Source organism: Leifsonia sp. L25, assembly GCF_050632895.1.
This window is the reverse complement of the sequence record NZ_JBODRZ010000003.1, coordinates 2,183,017-2,200,296: the sequence shown is the minus strand read 5'-3', so window position 1 is coordinate 2,200,296 and position 17,280 is coordinate 2,183,017. Positions and strand designations below refer to the sequence as shown.

14 protein-coding genes are annotated in these 17,280 nt (G+C 70.7%); 9 read left to right on the top strand and 5 right to left on the bottom strand.

Annotation, left to right across the window (positions count from 1 at the left end):
• Positions 1-137: 137 nt before the first annotated feature.
• Positions 138-701 (bottom strand): gluconokinase, encoded by a 564-nt coding sequence (locus ACRAWC_RS14975; RefSeq protein ID WP_431348442.1) that lies wholly within the window; start codon positions 699-701, stop codon positions 138-140.
• Position 702: 1 nt separating this feature from the next.
• Positions 703-2,157, bottom strand: a complete 1,455-nt coding sequence (locus tag ACRAWC_RS14970; RefSeq protein WP_431348441.1) for a GntP family permease — start codon at positions 2,155-2,157, stop codon at positions 703-705.
• 143 nt (positions 2,158-2,300) lie between these two features.
• Between ACRAWC_RS14970 and ACRAWC_RS14965 the strand changes: the two genes are divergently transcribed.
• Both ACRAWC_RS14965 and ACRAWC_RS14960 read left to right on the top strand, forming a co-directional pair.
• Entirely contained in the window at positions 2,301-2,666 is a 366-nt protein-coding gene (locus ACRAWC_RS14965) for a FadR/GntR family transcriptional regulator (RefSeq protein ID WP_431348440.1), read from the top strand.
• Positions 2,667-2,683: 17 nt separating this feature from the next.
• Positions 2,684-2,998: a FadR/GntR family transcriptional regulator gene (locus ACRAWC_RS14960; RefSeq protein WP_431348439.1), complete on the top strand. Its 315-nt coding sequence runs from the start codon at positions 2,684-2,686 to the stop codon at positions 2,996-2,998.
• 32 nt (positions 2,999-3,030) lie between these two features.
• Here the strand turns inward: ACRAWC_RS14960 and ACRAWC_RS14955 are convergent, their stop codons facing one another.
• Entirely contained in the window at positions 3,031-4,266 is a 1,236-nt protein-coding gene (locus ACRAWC_RS14955) for a serine/threonine-protein kinase (protein WP_431348438.1), read from the bottom strand.
• Entirely contained in the window at positions 4,263-4,679 is a 417-nt protein-coding gene (locus tag ACRAWC_RS14950) for a hypothetical protein (protein ID WP_431348437.1), read from the bottom strand. The genes ACRAWC_RS14955 and ACRAWC_RS14950 overlap by 4 nt, the downstream gene beginning before the upstream one ends.
• A gap of 180 nt (positions 4,680-4,859) precedes the next feature.
• Between ACRAWC_RS14950 and ACRAWC_RS14945 the strand changes: the two genes are divergently transcribed.
• The 5 genes from ACRAWC_RS14945 to ACRAWC_RS14925 all read left to right on the top strand — a co-directional run bounded on the left by ACRAWC_RS14945 (position 4,860) and on the right by ACRAWC_RS14925 (position 10,084).
• Positions 4,860-5,522 carry a hypothetical protein gene (locus tag ACRAWC_RS14945; RefSeq protein WP_431348436.1) on the top strand — a complete coding sequence of 221 codons (663 nt, stop codon included), beginning with the start codon at positions 4,860-4,862 and terminating at the stop codon, positions 5,520-5,522.
• Between the two features lie 139 nt (positions 5,523-5,661).
• Entirely contained in the window at positions 5,662-5,820 is a 159-nt protein-coding gene (locus ACRAWC_RS14940; RefSeq protein ID WP_431348435.1) for a hypothetical protein, read from the top strand.
• Positions 5,821-5,947: 127 nt separating this feature from the next.
• Positions 5,948-6,985, top strand: coding sequence for an L-glyceraldehyde 3-phosphate reductase (gene mgrA / locus ACRAWC_RS14935; protein ID WP_431348434.1), 1,038 nt, complete (start codon positions 5,948-5,950; stop codon positions 6,983-6,985).
• A 323-nt stretch (positions 6,986-7,308) separates the two neighbouring features.
• The gene (locus tag ACRAWC_RS14930; RefSeq protein ID WP_431348433.1) at positions 7,309-8,886 is read left to right on the top strand and encodes a glycosyltransferase family 39 protein; all 1,578 of its coding nucleotides are present in this window, start codon (positions 7,309-7,311) and stop codon (positions 8,884-8,886) included.
• Between the two features lie 73 nt (positions 8,887-8,959).
• On the top strand, positions 8,960-10,084 hold the full coding sequence (locus ACRAWC_RS14925) for a DUF998 domain-containing protein (RefSeq protein ID WP_431348432.1): 1,125 nt from the start codon (positions 8,960-8,962) through the stop codon (positions 10,082-10,084).
• On the opposite strand, the gene ACRAWC_RS14920 is transcribed toward ACRAWC_RS14925, so the two are convergent.
• Complete coding sequence (locus tag ACRAWC_RS14920; RefSeq protein ID WP_431348431.1) at positions 10,062-10,775, bottom strand: SOS response-associated peptidase; 714 nt, start codon at positions 10,773-10,775, stop codon at positions 10,062-10,064. The genes ACRAWC_RS14925 and ACRAWC_RS14920 overlap by 23 nt on opposite strands.
• Before the next feature lie 427 nt (positions 10,776-11,202).
• Here ACRAWC_RS14920 and ACRAWC_RS14915 point away from each other — a divergent pair, with 427 nt between their 5' ends.
• Positions 11,203-12,729, top strand: a complete 1,527-nt coding sequence (locus ACRAWC_RS14915; protein WP_431348430.1) for a sugar transferase — start codon at positions 11,203-11,205, stop codon at positions 12,727-12,729.
• A gap of 238 nt (positions 12,730-12,967) precedes the next feature.
• Entirely contained in the window at positions 12,968-17,272 is a 4,305-nt protein-coding gene (locus tag ACRAWC_RS14910) for a PKD domain-containing protein (protein ID WP_431348429.1), read from the top strand.
• Positions 17,273-17,280: the final 8 nt, after the last annotated feature.

Here is a 17,280-nt window from a genome sequence, read left to right as displayed (position 1 = left end):
GGAGGGTGGTGCACGAGGGGAGGGTCGGGTTCCACTCGATGGGCCACCCGCGACCAGATTTTCGGGTAGGTCACGTCGGCCCACTTCGGACGATAGCGGTCCTCATATTGGAGGACAAGAATGTCCGCGCACCCAGATCAGGGGTCACGCCGGGCCCACCGGGCCGGCCCTGCGGGTCGCCAGGCGGCAGCCTCCATCAGGCCCAGCTCGCTGAGGATCCCGGTGACGATCGCCTCCGGCTCGGCGGCGATGTCGACCGTCACGGCCGCCTCGTCCGGCTGCGGGGGCTCGAGGGTGCGGAGCTGGGAGTCCAGCATCCCCGGCTTCATGAAGTGGCCGCTGCGCGCGGCGATGCGACTCTCGAGCAGTTCGCGCGTGCCGCTCAGGTGGGCGAACACCACGCCCTTCCCGCGGAGGACGTCGCGGTAGCGCCGGGCGAGCGCAGAGCAGGCGACCACCAGCGGCTTCCCGACCGCGGCGCCGTCGCGGACGCGGTCCGCGATGGCCGCGAGCCAGGGAGCACGGTCGGCGTCGTCGAGCGGCACGCCGGCGCTCATGCGCTCGACGTTGCGGGCGGGGTGGAGGCTGTCTCCCTCCAGCAGCTCCCAGCCCAGCCGGTCGGCGAGGAGGGCGGCGACGGTGGATTTGCCGCAGCCCGCGACACCCATGACGACGATCGTGCTCACCTGGCTCGCGGTCATGTCAGCCTCCGATCACCAGGGCGATCACCAGCGTCCCGGCGAGGCCCACGACGGAGGCGATGCACCCCAGCACGGTCCAGCTCCGCAGCGTCTGCGGGATGCTGAGGCCCAGGTACTCCTTGACCAGCCAGAACCCGGCGTCGTTGACGTGCGAGAGGAACAGCGAGCCGGAGCCGATCGCGAGGACCAGCAGCGACACCATCGGGGTCGAGAGGTGCGCGGTGAGCGGCACCATGATCCCGGCCGCGGTGACGGTCGCGACCGTCGCGGAGCCGGTGGCGACGCGGATCAGCGCCGCGATGAACCAGGCGAGCAGCAGGATGCCGATGCCGTTGCTGCCGTGCGCGAAGGACGCGATGACCTGGCCGATGCCGGTGTCGACGAGCACCTGCTTGAAGCCGCCGCCGGCGCCGACGATGAGCAGGATGCCGGCGATGGGAGGCAGCGACGAGGTGAGGCTGGCCTGCAGCGACTTGCGGTTCATGCCGCCCGGGAGCCCGAGCAGGAAGAAGCCGGCGAGCACCGCGATGGTGAGCGCGATGGCCGGCGTGCCGAGGAAGTCGAGGATCGTCTTCCACTCGGCCGTGGACTTCGGCGCGGTGATGTCGACGAGGGCCTTGCCCAGCATGAGGACGACGGGGAGCAGGATGCTGATGAGAGCGAGCGCGAACGAGGGGCGCTTGCGGGCGGCTGCTGCGGTCGCGGCGGCGTCGTCGCCGTCGCCCTCGGTGCCGAGGAAGAGTCCGGGGACGTCCACCGGCACCCACTTGGCGGCGAAGCGGCTGAACACGGGACCCGCCAGGATGATGACCGGGATGGCGACGAGGACGCCGAAGGCGAGGGTGACGCCGAGGTTCGCGCCGAGCGCGCCGATGGCCACGAGGGGGCCGGGGTGCGGCGGGACGAGGCCGTGCATCGCCGAGAGGCCGGCGATCGCCGGGAGGGCGACGAGCATCAGCGGCAGCTTCGAACGGCGGGTCACCAGGATGATGACCGGGATGAGCAGGACGAGACCGATCTCGAAGAACATCGGCAGGCCGATGATCGCACCGACGAGGCCCATCACCCACGGCAGGGCGCGCACGCTCGTGCGGGACACCAGGGTGTCGACGATGCGGTCGGCGCCGCCGGAGTCGGCCAGCAGCTTGCCGTACATCGCGCCGAGGGCGATGAGGATGCCGACGCTTCCCTCGGTCGCGCCGAAGCCGGTGATGAAGCTCGTGGTCGCGGCGTCGGCGGCCATCCCGGCGACGAGGCCGGTGACCAGCGAGCCGAGGAGGAGGGAGAGGAACGGGTGGATCCGCAGCCAGGTGATGAGCACGACGATGACGGCGACGCCGATGACGGCGGCGAGGATCAGCTGGGGCTCGGAGGAGGCGGGGTGGGGGGCGGGCGGGGCGGCGGCTGCGGAGACGGCAGCGGCGACGCGGAGCGCGCTCAGGGGAAGGGTGATCATGAGCATCCTTGGTCGTGATGGGACGTGTGCTCGGCCACCTTATATATAAATCAGGTTAATTGGGAAATCTTTGCGTTTTCGTATGTATTAAGCCACGCATCGCCGCGTTTGTTCGCACGTAAGGAATCCTCGATAATGAGGCCATGTCTCCCACGGACTCCCTCCACGAGCTCGCCATCGAGTCCGTCGGCCGCGGCATCGTCACCGGCGCGATCGCGCCCGGTTCGGTGCTGACACCGGAAGGGCTCGGCATCTCCCGCACGGTGCTCCGCGAATGCATCCGCGTCCTGGAGGCCCTCGGCCTGGTCCAGGCCCGCCGGCGCCGCGGCACGGTCGTCCAGCCGGACACCGAGTGGCGCGTCCTCGACCCGCGCGTCATCGCGTGGCGCCTCGCCGGCCCCGACCGCCTCGCCGCGCTCGGCACCCTCAGCGAGCTGCGCCTGGCCATCGAGCCCGTCGCCGCGCGCCTCGCCAGCACGCGCGCGACCCCGAGCAGTGCGGCGCCCTGACGGAGGCGATCGTCGGGATGGCCTCCACGCAGCGCGCCGCCGACCACGGCGAATACCTGGCCTACGATCAGGCCTTCCACCGCATCCTCTTGGAGGCCTCCGGAAACCCCGGCTTCCGCGCCCTCAGCAAGGCGGTCGTCGAGGCGCTGTCCGGCCGGACGGCCCACGCATTGATGCCGCACACGGCCAACCCCGAAGCGATCCGGCTGCACGAGGAGGTCGCGGGGGCGGTGCGCGCGGGCGACGGGTCCCGGGCGGAGGCGGCGATGCGCGCGATCGTCGAGGAGGCGGATGCGGCGGTGCAGGCGATGGCGCGGGGAGAGGGCGAGTAACGGCGACGGGTGCGGGACCCGGACGTCGGTCCCTACGGCCCCGAATTCGAGACGTCGTGCTCGAGCTGCTTCAGGTGGTCGCCGAGCGTGCCGCCGACCGCCGGGTAGGACTTCACCGGATCGGATGACGACTGGCCGCCGCCGGACATCGTGCCGAGAGCGATCGCGATGACCACCACGATGAGGGCGACACAGGCGAGGAGGATGCCCAGGATCCCGCGGCGGAGGCCGCGCAGGGGGCGGGGGATCCGGGAGGTCGTGGCCGTCGTGCGGGGCGCGGCCGGCTCCGGGCGGGCGCCGGGGAGGGGGAAGCCCGGCAGGAGGGCTGTCGCGGCCGTGGGCTCGTGCGCTTCGGGCGACCCCTCCGGCGACGGGAGCAGGAGAGTGCGCTCCAGCCCCTCGCCGGCGGCCGCCGGGGCCGCGTCCCGCGCCAGCAGCCCCGCGAGCTGGTCTGCCACCGCGGCCGCCGTCGGCCGGTGATCCGGCTCCCTCGCGACCATCGAGCGGATCAGGCGCCGCCACTCCGGGTCGAGCGTCTCCGGCACCTCCGGGTCGCGGGACAGGCGCGCGACGGCCGACTCCACGCCGCTGCCCGGGAACTCCCGCGTGCCGGTCAGGCACTCCAGGAGGACCAGGCCCAGCGAGTACACGTCGCTCGGCGGCCCGACCGGCCGGCCGGCGGCCTGCTCGGGGCTCAGGTAGCTCGCCGTGCCGATCACGAAGCCGGTCGAGGTGATGCGGGCGTCGTCGATGAGGCGCGCGATGCCGAGGTCGGTGAGCTTCGCGTGCACACCCGAGGCCGTCGCGCTCGGGAGCAGGATGTTGGCCGGCGCGATGTCGCGGTGGACGACGCCCCGACCGTGGATGTAGGCGAGCGCCCGCGCGACGTCCGCGCCGAGCGCGGCCACGGCAGGCGAAGGCAACGGCCCCGCCTTCAGGCGCGCGCCCGCGTCGGTGCCGTCGACGAACTCCAGGACCAGGACGCCGCGGCCCTCCTCGTCCGAGGTGGTGTCGAACAGGGTGACGAGCGACGGGTGCGACAGGTTCGCGAGGATCCGGACCTCGCCCTTCTGGCGGCGGAGGTCGTCCGCGGAGGCGAACTCGCGGCGGAAGACCTTGAGGGCGACGTCGCGTCCGAGCAGCTCGTCGTGGGCGCGGTAGACCTCCGCCATGCCGCCGGAGCCGATGCGCTGCAGCAGGTGGTAGCGGCGGGCGATCCGGCGGGCGTCAGGCGCCGCCTCGGACGGCGTGCGACCCGTGGCATTCATCCGCCATCACCGCCGTCGCCGCTCTTGTCCTTGCCCTTCTTGTCCGGCGGATTCGGATGCTGTTGCTTCTGCTGTTGCTGGAGTTGCTGGAGCTGCTGCTCCAACTGCGCACGCTCAGCGGCGTCCCGGAGCCGGGTGAGGTCCGCCTCGACGGCCGCGAGGGACTTCGCGATCGCGTCGTGCCGGTCGGCGGCGATGGTCCCTGCCTTGAGGGCGGCGTCGTTGCGCTGCTGGAGGGACGCCACCTGCGTCAGCGCGCCGGCGTAGTCCTTCCCGTTCGCGGCGGCGGCCACGCTCAGCACGCCGTGCTGCAACGCACTCGCCGTGTCCGCCGAGTAGGTTCCGCCCCCGACGCAGCCGGTCAGGCCGAGCGCGAGGGCGACGCCGGCGGCCGCGATGGGTAGTCGTCTCATAGCCCAGAGCACAGTAGACGTCGAACGGCCCGATGTCGAGTCCGGGCGCGCGGGTGCGCCGAGGACAGGCACGAGCGACGGGTGAAATGCAGGTGTTTTCCGCGGGATTCGGTGTCCGGCACGCCCCGCAGCGAGGCACACTCTCTGCGACCGGCACAGGTCCGGCGATCGGAGTGGAACATGCGCACCAGGAACCTCGTGCCCGTCGTCGCGGGACTGGTCGTCCTCGCCGCGGCCGCCCTCGGCGCCGGACCGGTCACCAGCGCCCTTACCGACGGCGCGGAACTCGTCGTCGGCGCCGACACTCCCCGGCCGGGTGCCCTCGACCTGATCACGGTCGACACGCGCGGGATCGTCTCAACGGGTGTCGCGGGCTCGGCGGACTTCGTCCCGATCCCCGGCGACGACACGGTCACGCCCGGGCGCACAGTGCGGTTGGACGTCGGTGTCGCGGACAACGACCCGGACACGGCGGCAGCCGTCGCCGTGGCGGTCCTGCCGATGGGCGACGACGGCACCGGGCGCGTCGGCGGCGCCCCGAATGCCACGCGGCTGCTGCGCGTCACCGTCGTCGACACCAGCACCGGCCGCATCCTGATCGGCGGCAGCGCCACCGACCCGAGCCGGGGCGTCCCCGTCGCGGGCGCGTCGGCGATGCTCGATCGCCTGGAGCCGCGCGGCGCCGACCCGCTCGCCGACGGCGCGGACTGGACGCCGGGAGCGGCGGGCAGCCGGCACGACCTCGCCGTCGAGGTGTACTGCCCGGACACCCCGGAGCTGCGGGCGCTCGCCGGGGCGGAGTCCGACCTGTCGCTGATGCTCTTCGGCGCACCGTCGCCGTGACCCTGCGCCGGAGGGCGGGCTCAGCTCCTCCGCACGGCGCCCAGGGCGGTGACGACATCGTGCATACCGGGGATGCGATCCCCACCGGCACAGTGCCCAGCCCGTTGACGAATCGGTCTGCAGGGAGTTCGGTGAAGACATGATCGCTCTGATAATCGTCCTGCTCGTCATCTGGCTCGTCCTCGCCATCCTCGGCTTCGCCATCAAGGGGCTGATCTGGCTGGCGATCCTCGGGATCGTCTTCTTCATCATCACCGCCATCGTCGGCTGGATGCGACGCAAGGCGTCGCAGAGCTAGCGGCCCGCTGCGTGCGGCGCGGCGGACCGGCCGCGCCGCACGCCCGATCCCACTCATCCGTGTCGCGGGACAATCGCATCGACCGCTGCGGTTGGACGAACCCGCTCCCGTCGACAAGGCTGGTGGCATGACCTACGTACCGAACCCGTCCCGCTACGACCGGATGCTCTACCGCCGCACCGGCCGCAGCGGTCTCGACCTGCCCGCGCTGTCCCTCGGGCTCTGGCACAACTTCGGCGACGACCGCCCGTTCGAGACGCAGCGCGCGATCGTGCGCCGGGCGTTCGACCTGGGGATCACCCACTTCGACCTCGCCAACAACTACGGTCCGCCGTACGGGGCCGCAGAGATCAACTTCGGCCGCATCCTGCGTGAGGACCTGCGGCCGTACCGCGACGAGCTCATCGTCTCGTCCAAGGCCGGCTGGGACATGTGGCCCGGCCCCTACGGCCAGGGCGGCGGCAGCCGCAAGTACGTGCTGGCCAGCCTGGACCAGTCGCTCTCCCGGCTCGGCCTCGACTACGTCGACATCTTCTACTCGCACCGGCCCGACCCGAGCACGCCGCTCGAGGAGACCATGCAGGCGCTCGACACCGCCGTCCGCAGCGGCAAGGCGCTCTACGTGGGCATCTCCTCGTACGGCGCGGAGGACACCCGTCGCGCGGCGCAGATCCTCCGTGAGCTCGGCACGCCGCTGCTCATCCATCAGCCCAGCTACTCGATGCTCAACCGCTGGATCGAGACCGAGGGGCTGCTCGACGCCGCGGGCGAGCTCGGCGTCGGCGTCATCGGGTTCACCGCGCTCGCCCAGGGGATGCTGACCGGCAGGTACCTGAACGGCGTGCCCGAGGGCTCGCGCGCCGCGGCCGGCACGTCGTTCGACGCGGACTGGCTCACCGACGAGGCCGTCGAGCGCCTGCGCGGCCTCAACGCGATCGCCGAGCGCCGCGGGCAGTCGCTCGCCCAGCTCGCGCTGGCCTGGGCGCTGCGCGACCCGCGCGTCACCTCCCTGGTCATCGGCGCCAGCAGCGTCGCCCAGCTCGAGCAGAACGTCGGCGCGCTCGACAGCCTGGGGTTCTCGGCGGAAGAGCTCGCGGCGATCGACGAGCTCGCGATCGACGCGGGCGTCGACCTGTGGGCCGGCGCACGACGCGGGGAGCTGTAGCCGGACGCTTTACCACGACGCGAGCGCGGCGTTAATCCCCTGCCCCGGATGAGCGTCGTCACGTACCGTGCATTTCAGCACGCTGGACGCGGCGGATAGTGGATCACGGACACCCCGTCTTCCTGGCGTGCGTGGGGCGGATCCCGGGCGGCAGGGCCATTGCGCCCGCCACCCGGGATCCAGCACGTCGGGCGGGGAAGGCCTTCCAGCCAGCGGAAGGCCCACGTGTGAAATATGGGTTTCCGCAGCCGACCCTCAGGGTCTCCCCGGGTTGTCTGGTTGGCTGGAATCCTGACGTACGTGTGCACAGGGACGGGGGTGGGATGGGCGCGCTGACAGCGACAGAGCGCGAGGTCGCCGCCCCGCCGCTGCGGGCGGTCCGGCCGTGGATCATCGCCGTGGCGTTCGGTCTCGTCGCCACCGTCGTCTGCGCTGCCGGGAGCTGGATCCCGTCGCTCTGGGGCGACGAGGCGGCCACCCTGATGTCGGCGAAGCGACCGGTGTCGACGCTCATGCCGATGCTGTTCCACGTCGACGCGGTGCACGGGCTCTACTACCTCGGCATGCACGGCTGGATCCGGATCGCGGGCGACAGTCCGTTCGCCCTGCGGCTGCCGAGCGCCGTGGCCATCGGCTTCGCCGTCGCCGCGGTCACCCTGCTGGCGGGACGCCGGGGCGGCCCGAAGGCCGCGATCGTCGCCGGTGTGATCGCCTGCGTCCTCCCCCGCATGACCTACGCGGGCGAGGAGGCGAGGTCGTTCGCGTTCACGGCCGCCGCCGCGGCCTGGCTGACCCTCCTGCTGGTCTGGCTGATCGACGGCGGCGGACGTACGGTGCCTCCGTCGGTGCGCCGCGCCTGCTGGGCGGTCTACGCGGCAGGCCTCGCACTCACCTCGTACCTTTTCCTCTACACGGCGTCGCTCCTGCTGGCGCACCTCGGCATCCTGCTCCTCTCCCGGGCCTCCCGGCCGACACTGCGGGCCTGGCTGATCTCCACCGGCTGCGTGCTGCTGGCGCTCGCGCCGCTGGGCCTGCTCGCCTACTTCGAGCGCAGCCAGATCGGCTATCTCGCCGATCAGCCCATCGACCCGTCGAGCCTGACGTGGCAGCCCTGGTTCGACAACGGCTGGGTGGCGCTCGTGGCATGGGCGCTGATCCTGCTCGCGATGGGCGCGTGGGCGCGCAGCCGCTGGGCACGGCACGCCCGGGCGGCATCCACCGCCGGCTCGGCCCCCGTCGACGCGACGCTCGTCGGCGCGACGTGGCTCATCCTGCCGACCGGGGCGATGCTGCTGATCAACCTCGCCTTCCCGATGTACACCGGCCGATACTCCACCTTCGCCGCCCCTGCCGCTGCGCTGCTCATCGCAGAGGGACTGCTCCTCCTCGGCCGGTTCGTCGCCCGGCGCAGCGCGATCCCCGCCATCGCTGCGACCGGAGCGGGCGCGCTGCTGTTCATCGCCATCAGCACGCCCGCGTACCTGAACCAGCGCGGACCATACTCGAAGAACGACTCGGACTGGTCGGAGGTCAGCAGCGCGATGGCGTCGGTGCGGCAGCCGGGCGACGCCGTCGTATTCGACGAGTCGACCCGCCCGTCGCAGCGGCCGCGGCTCGCGATGCGCACCTACCCCGCGGGCTTCGCGGGCGTCGGCAACCCGACGCTGCGGACCGCCTACACCAACAACATCGGCTGGGCCGACAGGGTCTGGACCATCCCCCAGGCCGCCGAGCGCGGCCGCTTCGACGGCGTCACGCGGGTGTGGCTGATCGAGAACGACGTGGACGGCCGGCTGCACAGCTACGGCCTGGCCGACCTGGAGGCGCTCGGCTTCCACACGACCGGACGCACCGTGCCCACGCATCGGAGCATGCTCATCGAGCTGACCCGCTCGAGCTGACCGGCTCGAGCTGATCGGCGGGCGCGCTGGAATACCCCTCTGCAGGGCGATGACCGCCGCCTAAGCTCGGACCATGAGGGAAGCCGTCTCGGAGCACGGCGTCGGCGAGCACGGCGCGGCGGATCGTCTCTCCCGGCGGTTGCGGGCGGCCTCCGTGGAGTCGCTGGCCCTGGGCGCCGGGGGTGCGGCGTTCGTCGCCGTCGGCCTGGTCGCGTTCTTCGTCTTCGCCGGGCACGACCTCTCCATCTCGGGCGCGGGCTCGGTCGGCCAGTTCGCCGCGATCGCCTGCTGCGCCGTCACCCTGATCGCCTACGGCGGCGGACGGGTCGCGACCTGGAGCATCCCCTGGTACAGCGGCCCCAAGGAGCGCCGCTCCCGGATCGGAGCCGCGATCGAGGTGTTCGACTCGCTCGCCATCGCGGTCGCGCACGCCGTCGTGGTGCTGCTGCTCTGGACGTTGCTGGGCGACGTGCTCGCCCGCAGCTTCCAGGACGCCCAGGTCTTCGCCATCCCGGCCACCCTGCTGGTCGGCACGGCGGCCGCGGTCACCGGATACTACGTGTTCCTCGCGGCGGCGAACATGAACCCGCTGCTGCTGTCGGCGGTGCTGGCGGTGTTCCTCGTCGTCGGTGCTGTGACGAGCATGCTCACCGCGTCGAACCCGCACTGGTGGAAGCAGAACCTCAGCGTGCTGGGCATCGCGGACGACTGGTCGTCGGCGACCTTCAACATCACGGTGATCGTGGGCGGCATCCTCGTCACGGCCATCGCCCGCTACGCCACCGACAGCGGACCCGACCGGCGCCCGTCGCGCGGCGAGCTGCAGGTGCGCGCTGCGCTGGTGATCGTCGGCGCGATGCTCGCCTGCGTCGGGTTGTTCCCGGTCAATCACTTCTTTCTGCTGCACAACACTGCGGCGACCGGGATGGCCGTGGTGTTCTGCGTGCTCGCGGTCGGCATCCGGTGGGCCATGCCGCATCTCCCCCGCGCCTTCTACGTGCTGGGCTGGGTGTTCATCGGCGTGATCGTGCTGGTCGCGCTGTTCTTCGCGGTGGGCTACTACAACCTGACGGCCGTCGAGTTGGTCGCCGGGGTGCTGATCTTCAGCTGGATCATCGTGTTCCTGCGGGTGACGGTCGCCGCGCGCAACGACGTGCGCGTCGACGCCTCCACCGTCACTCCTCGCGGAGCGGCCTGATCAGCTCCGGGCCGTCCCCCACCACGGGCCCGACCCGGTCGAACACCAGCGCGTCCGCCACAGGCAGCGCCGCACGCACGGCCTCGTCCACCAGGCCCTGGTCGCCCACGACGGTGGGGTCGATCCAGTGGTCCCAGAACTCCCGCGGCAGCGGCACCGGGTTGCGGTCGTGGATGTGCTCGAGCGTCTGCACGGCGTCCGACGTGAGGATGGTCGCCGTGAGGTGCCAGCGCTCGGGGTCGTCGCGGGACATCGCCGGGTCGGCCCACCAGGCGTAGAGGCCGGCGAAGCCGAGGAGGTCTCCGTCGGCCGAGTGGATGAAGTACGGAGTCTTCTTCTTGGTCGTCGGATCCGTCTGCCACTCGTAGTATCCGCGAGCCGGGATGATCGCGCGGCGCGAGACCACGGAGGCCTTGAACATCGGCTTCTCCGCGGCGGTCTCGGCGCGGGCGTTGAAGGTGGGCACCTTGGTCTTGAGCTCCTTGGACCAGGACGGCACGAGCGACCAGCGGGCGAGCTCCAGCCGTCGGACGCTGGGCTCCTCGCCGCGCTTGCTCTCCAGGAAGACCGGGATGGGGTCGGTCGGCGCGATGTTCCAGCTCGGGCGCCAGTCGCGGAAGTCCCCGCCTTCGGCCACGAACTCCTGGATCATGTCGTCGGTCTCTTTGTCCAACGCGAAGCGCCCGCACATGCTGCCAGCTTAGGCGCGGCCGCCGACAGAGGCCCGGGAAGGCCGCCGATCGCGGACGCCCCCCGAACGCGGGTCCCCCCTCCCTCCAAAAACGATGTATTCTCACCTTTGTGAATTGGTGAGGAACAATCACTTTACGCCGGGCGAACGACCCGAATCCCGGCGCGAAGGCTCTCCGCCGGTCCACCTCAACCCGAAATCGCACCATCCGAACCCAGGGACGACCCGTGAACCCGACACGATCGCACCGAGCGCCTCGCGCACTCGACCCCATCAGGGGCGCGCGGAGCACCGGGAGCGCGGGTCGTCCCTCGCGGAACGGAGCCGGCGGCGGTGAAGCCGTTCGAGACCACGGTTTCCCCCAAGCCGCCGTCGGCTCTTCCACGCCCGCCCGCGCGGCGCATCCCGCGGCGACGGAGGCGGCACAATGACCGTCCTGCGCCCGCGCCTCGGCACCCTCGCCCACGCGCACGCCAACGCCCGCCCGCTCAGCTCCGAACGCAGCTGGGCCCGGCACTACCGCTACCGGCTGCTCGCGACCGACACCGCCCTCATCCTGCTGAGCACGATCGGCGCGATCTTCGTGCGCTTCGGCTTCGAGGACAACACCCCCACCACCACGGGCGACGGCTTCCGCGTCGACTACCTCACCGTCTCACTGCTGATCGCCGCCACCTGGATGTTCGCCCTCACGGCGTATCACACGCGTGACCCGCGGGTCGTGGGCGTCGGCGTGACCGAGTACCGCCGGGTCGTGTCGGCCACCGCCATCACATTCGGGCTGCTCGCCATCTTCTTCCTCGTGGGCAAGATCGACATCGCCCGCGGCTACTTCGTGCTCGCGCTCCCGCTCGGGATGGGCGGCGTGCTGGTCTCGCGCTGGCTCTGGCGGCACTGGCTCATCAAGCAGCGCACGTTCGACCACTACCTCTCCCGCGCCCTGGTCGTCGGCCGGTTCGACGACGTCGACACGGTCGTGCGCCAGATCCACGCGAACTCGGGGGCGGCATACAACGTCGTAGCGGCCGCTCTCGACACCGGTAAACGCACCGGCGCCAAGAAGGATGCGGAGCTGAGTCGCCGCATCGCCTCCCCGGAGCGGGAGGTCCCCGTCGTCTCGGACCTGTCGGGGGTCGCGGAGGCGGCCGCCCGGCTCGGCGCCGACACCGTGATCGTCGCCGGCCGGGCGCTCAGCGGCGGGGACTTCGTCCGCCGCCTGGCCTGGAAGCTGGAGGGGACGGCGACCGAACTGGTGCTCGCCGCGCCGCTGACCGACATCGCGGGCCCGCGCATCCACTTCCGCCCGGTCGAGGGACTCCCGCTGATCCAGGTGGAGATCCCGCAGTTCGAGGGCGGCAAGCACGTGCTCAAGCGCGCTTTCGACTTCTTCGCGTCCGGGTTCGCGCTGATCGCGCTCGCCCCGGTCTTCCTCGCGGTCGCGATCGCCATCAAGCTCGACGACGGCGGCCCCGTCATCTTCTCGCAGGAGCGCGTCGGCCGCGGCGGCGAGAAGTTCCGGATGCTCAAGTTCCGCTCGATGTGCGTCGACGCGGAGGCCAGGCTCGCCGAACTCCAGGCGAAGAACGAAGGCAACGGCCTCCTCTTCAAGCTGCACAACGACCCGCGGGTGACCCGCGTCGGCCGCGTGCTGCGCAAGTACTCACTGGATGAGCTCCCGCAGATCCTCAACGTCTTCCTCGGCGACATGAGCCTCGTCGGGCCCCGGCCGCCGCTCCCCGCGGAGGTCGCCGGCTACGAGAACCACGTGCACAGGCGCCTCTACATCAAGCCGGGACTGACCGGGATGTGGCAGGTCAACGGACGATCGGACCTCTCCTGGCAGGAGAGCGTCCGCCTGGATCTCTACTACGTGGAGAACTGGTCGCTCACCGGCGACCTCGTCATCATGTGGCGCACCCTCAAGGTGCTGACACATCCCGTGGGGGCGTACTAGCTGCGCCCCCCGCCTCCCCGAAAAACGCAATCCCGAGCACCTTCCCGACCGAACAGACACCGAGGTTGTCATGAGTACAGAGAAAGCTCCACGCGCTCGCTCGTTGGGCATACTGACCGCCGTTCTCACGGCTGTCGGCCTGATCTTCGGAGGACTGGCTATCGCGCAGCCCGCCGCAGCCGACACGCAGCCGCCCGATCCCACTAATCCGGCCTCTCCGCCGACAGTCGCGGCCGACGTGCTGCCGACCACCCAGATGGACGGCGTCGCCTGGGCGCAGACCGTCGTCGGGAACACGGTGTACGTCGCGGGCAAGTTCAACAACGCGCGCCCCGCCGGGTCAGCCGCGGGCACGAACAACACTCCCCGAAGCAACCTCCTCGCGTACGACATCACCACGGGCAACCTGATCTCGAGCTTCAATGTGCCGCTCAACGCACAGGCGCTCGCCATCACGGCGTCGCCCGACGGATCCCGCGTCTATGTCGGCGGCGACTTCACCACGGCAGGGGGTGGCAACTACTACCGCATCGTCGCGATCAGCACCGCCACCGGCCAGGTGATCAGCTCGTTCCGGCCGATCATGGAGAGCGAGGTGCGCGCGCTTGCTGCGACGAACACGGCGGTCTACGCCGGCGGCACCTTCAGCACGGTGAACGGCACGGCGACCGGCTACATCGCCAAGATCAACGCGGCCGACGGCTCGCTGAACACGACCTGGGGCGCCAGCGCCGACTACGTCGTCGACGCTCTGGCGGTCAGCCCGGACGGCACGAAGGTCTATGCCGGCGGCCGCTTCCAGCACGTCAACGGCGGCAACAACGCGTACGGACTCGCCATGTTCGACGGCACCTCCGGCGCGTTCACGACGTTCGGCGCCAACTCGGTCGTCCGCGACGCGGGAACCCAGGCCGGCATCACGTCGCTTTACGCGACGACCGACCGCGTCTACGGCTCCGGCTACGTGTTCGGCTCCGGCGGCAACCTGGAGGGCAGCTTCTCGGCCGACCCGTCGACGGGCAACCTCATCTGGATGGAGGACTGCCACGGCGACACCTACTCGGTGTTCCCGATGAACAACGCGCTCTACGTCGCCGGTCACCCGCACTACTGCGGCAACGTCGGCGGCTTCCCGCAGACGAACCCGTGGACGTACCACCACACCATCGCGTTCTCGAAGGCCCAGACCGGGACCCTGACGAACAACGGGGACGGCGCGTACGCCAACTTCACCGGCCAGCCCAGCCCGACCCTCCTCAACTGGTTCCCGCAGTACGTGACCGGATCGTTCACCGGACAGGGCCAGGCAGCATGGTCGGTGTCCGGCAACGGCAACTACCTGGCCGTCGGCGGCGAGTTCCCGTACGTCAACGGCGTCGCGCAGTACGGACTCGTCCGCTATGCGATGGACAGCGTCGTGAAGAGCAAGCTCGGACCGAACGTCAACACCTCTCTGGTGCCGAACGCGGTCTCGTTCACCGCCGGACAGGCCCGGGTCTCGTGGACCGCCACCTACGACCAGGACAACGTGAACCTCGCCTACAAGGTGGTCCGCGACGGCAACACCGCCAACCCGGTGTACCAGACCACGCAGATCTCCAACTTCTGGACGAGACCGTCGATGGGCTTCGTCGACACCGGCCTGACACCGGGCTCCACGCACTCGTACCGCGTGTACGTGACGGATCCTGACGGCAACCAGATCTCCCGGCTCGGCAACACGGTCACCATCGCCTCCACCAACAGCGGCGGTGCGTACGCGACCTCCGTCACCTCGGCGGGAGCCAGCTCGTACTGGCCGCTCGACGAGGCCAGCGGCAGCGTCGGCTACGACCACGCCGGATTCAGCGACCTCCAGCTGCAGGCCGGCGTCACGCGTGGCGCCGCGGGGCCGGTGAGCGGATCGACGGCGTCGACCTTCAGTGGCGACTCCACCGGGTTCGGCGTGACGCCGTCCTCGGTCGCCGGACCGAACACCTTCTCCGTCAGCGCGTGGTTCAACACGACCTCGACCAGCGGCGGGAAGATCATCGGCTTCGGCAACTCCAACACCGGCACGTCCTCCAGTTACGACCGGCACGTCTACATGGACAACAGCGGCCGCATCTTCTTCGGGGTCTACCCGGGCTCGGTGCAGACGCTGAACAGCGCGGCCGGTTACAACGACGGTCAGTGGCACCAGGTCGTCGCGTCGCTCGGCGCGAACGGCATGCGCCTCTACATCGACGGGAAGCTGGTCGGCTCGCGGACGGACGTCACGACCGCGCAGGACTACTCCGGGTACTGGCGGGTCGGCGGCGACAACCTGAACGGCTGGAGCAACCAGCCGAGCAGCGCCTTCTTCGGCGGCAGCATCGGGCAGGTCTCCCTCTACCCGACAGTGCTCACACCGCAGACGGTCGTGAACCAGTTCGTCGCCTCCGGGCGGCCCTCGCCTCAGACGCCGGCACCCTCCGACGCCTACGGCGCGGCCGTCTACAACGCCGGCCCGGACCTCTACTGGCGGCTCGACGACACGAGCGGGACGACCGCGAAAGGCTCCGACCCCTGGGGCAACAACGGCACGTACTCGGGTCTGCCCACCACGATGAGCCAGCCCGGCGCCCTCTCGGGCAACGTCGGCAGCTCGGTGCTGTTCAACACCGCCAACAACGGATCGAACGGCGGCGTCGTCGCCAGCAACCAGCAGTACGCCAACCCGACCGTCTACACGGAGGAGATCTGGTTCAAGACCGCCACGACGACCGGTGGGAAACTGATCGGCTTCGGCGACCAGCCGACCGGGCTCTCGAGCAACTACGACCGTCACATCTACATGCAGGACGACGGGCGCATCGTGTTCGGGGTCTGGACCGGCCAGACGAACACCATCACCTCGCCGAACGCGCTGAACGACAACCAGTGGCACATGGCGGTCGCGTCGCAGGGTCCCGACGGGATGAGCCTGTACGTGGACGGCCAGCTGGTCGGCACCAACCCGCAGACGCAGGCCCAGGGCTACAACGGCTACTGGCGCCTCGGCGGCGACAACACCTGGGGCTCGACGGGACCGTACTTCAACGGGTACCTCGACGAGGCGGCGGTCTTCTCCTCGGAGCTGACGGCGCAGCAGGTGGCCAACCAGTACTCGCTCGGCTCGTCGGGCGCCCTGCCCAACCAGCCGCCGGTCGCCTCCTTCACGTCCAGCAAGAGCGGACTGACGGTGAATGTGGACGGCAGCGCCTCGAGCGATCCGGACGGCACGGTCGCCGGCTACGCGTGGGACTTCGGCGACGGGGCGACGGCGACGACCGCCACGGCCAGCCACACCTACGCGGCGGGAGGCACCTACACGATCGCGCTGACCGTGACGGACAACCAGGGCGCCAAGAACACCACGAGCGCTCAGGTGACCGTCGTGGCCAACCAGCCGCCGGTGGCGTCCTTCACGTCCTCGGTCTCCAACCTGGTCGCGTCCTTCGACGCCTCGGCCTCGTCGGACCCCGACGGGACGGTCGCGAGCTACGCGTGGGACTTCGGTGACGGCACGACCGGAACCGGCGTCACGGCCAGCCACACCTACGCGACCGCGGGGACCTTCACCGTGACGCTCACGGTGACGGACAACCAGGGTCTCGCCGGCACGCCGGTGCAGCATCCGGTGACCACGGCCCTCCCGCCGAACCAGCCCCCGGTGGCCAGCTTCACGGCGACCCCCAACGGACTGTCGCTGGCCGTCGACGGCACCGCGTCGAGCGACCCGGACGGCAGCGTCGTCGGCTACGCCTGGAACTTCGGCGACGGAGGGACGGCGACCACGCCCACGGCCAGCCACACCTACGCGGCGGGCGGCACCTACACCGTGTCGCTGACGGTGACCGACAACCGTGGCGGAACCAACACCGCCACCAAGTCGGTGACCATCACGGCGCCCCCGCCCTCGGCGATCGCGTCCGACTCCTTCCAGCGCACCTCGACGAGCGGATGGGGGTCGGCCGACCTGGGCGGCGCCTGGACCGGCGCGGGTTCGGCCACGGCCTACACCGTGACACCGGGAATCGGCCAGATCGTCGGCGCGGCCGGATCGACCAAGACCGAGCTCCTGAGCTCCCTCTCGGCCACCAGCACCGACACGACCGTGCAGTTCACGACGGACCGGACCTCCACCGGCGGCGGGATCTTCGTCTCCGCCATCGGCCGAGTGGTCGGAACGTCGGAGTACTCGGCCCGCGTCTGGTTCCAGACGAACAACACGACGCAGCTGCAGCTGCTTCAGGGCTCCACGGCGCTCCAGTTGGTGAACATCAGCGGCCTGACCTACGCCCCCGGCACGCAGTACCAGGTCAGGGTCCAGGTGTTCGGGACCTCGCCCACCACCGTGCGGGCGCGGGTCTGGAAGGTCGGCACGACCGAACCGACCACGTGGCAGGCATCGGTCACCGACTCCACCGCGGCCCTCCAGGCCGCCGGCGCCGTCGGACTCCGCGCCTACCTCTCCGGAACGGCCACCGATGTTCCCCTGACGACCAAGTTCAGCAACTTCGTCGTCACCCCGGCCCAGTAGGACCGGAC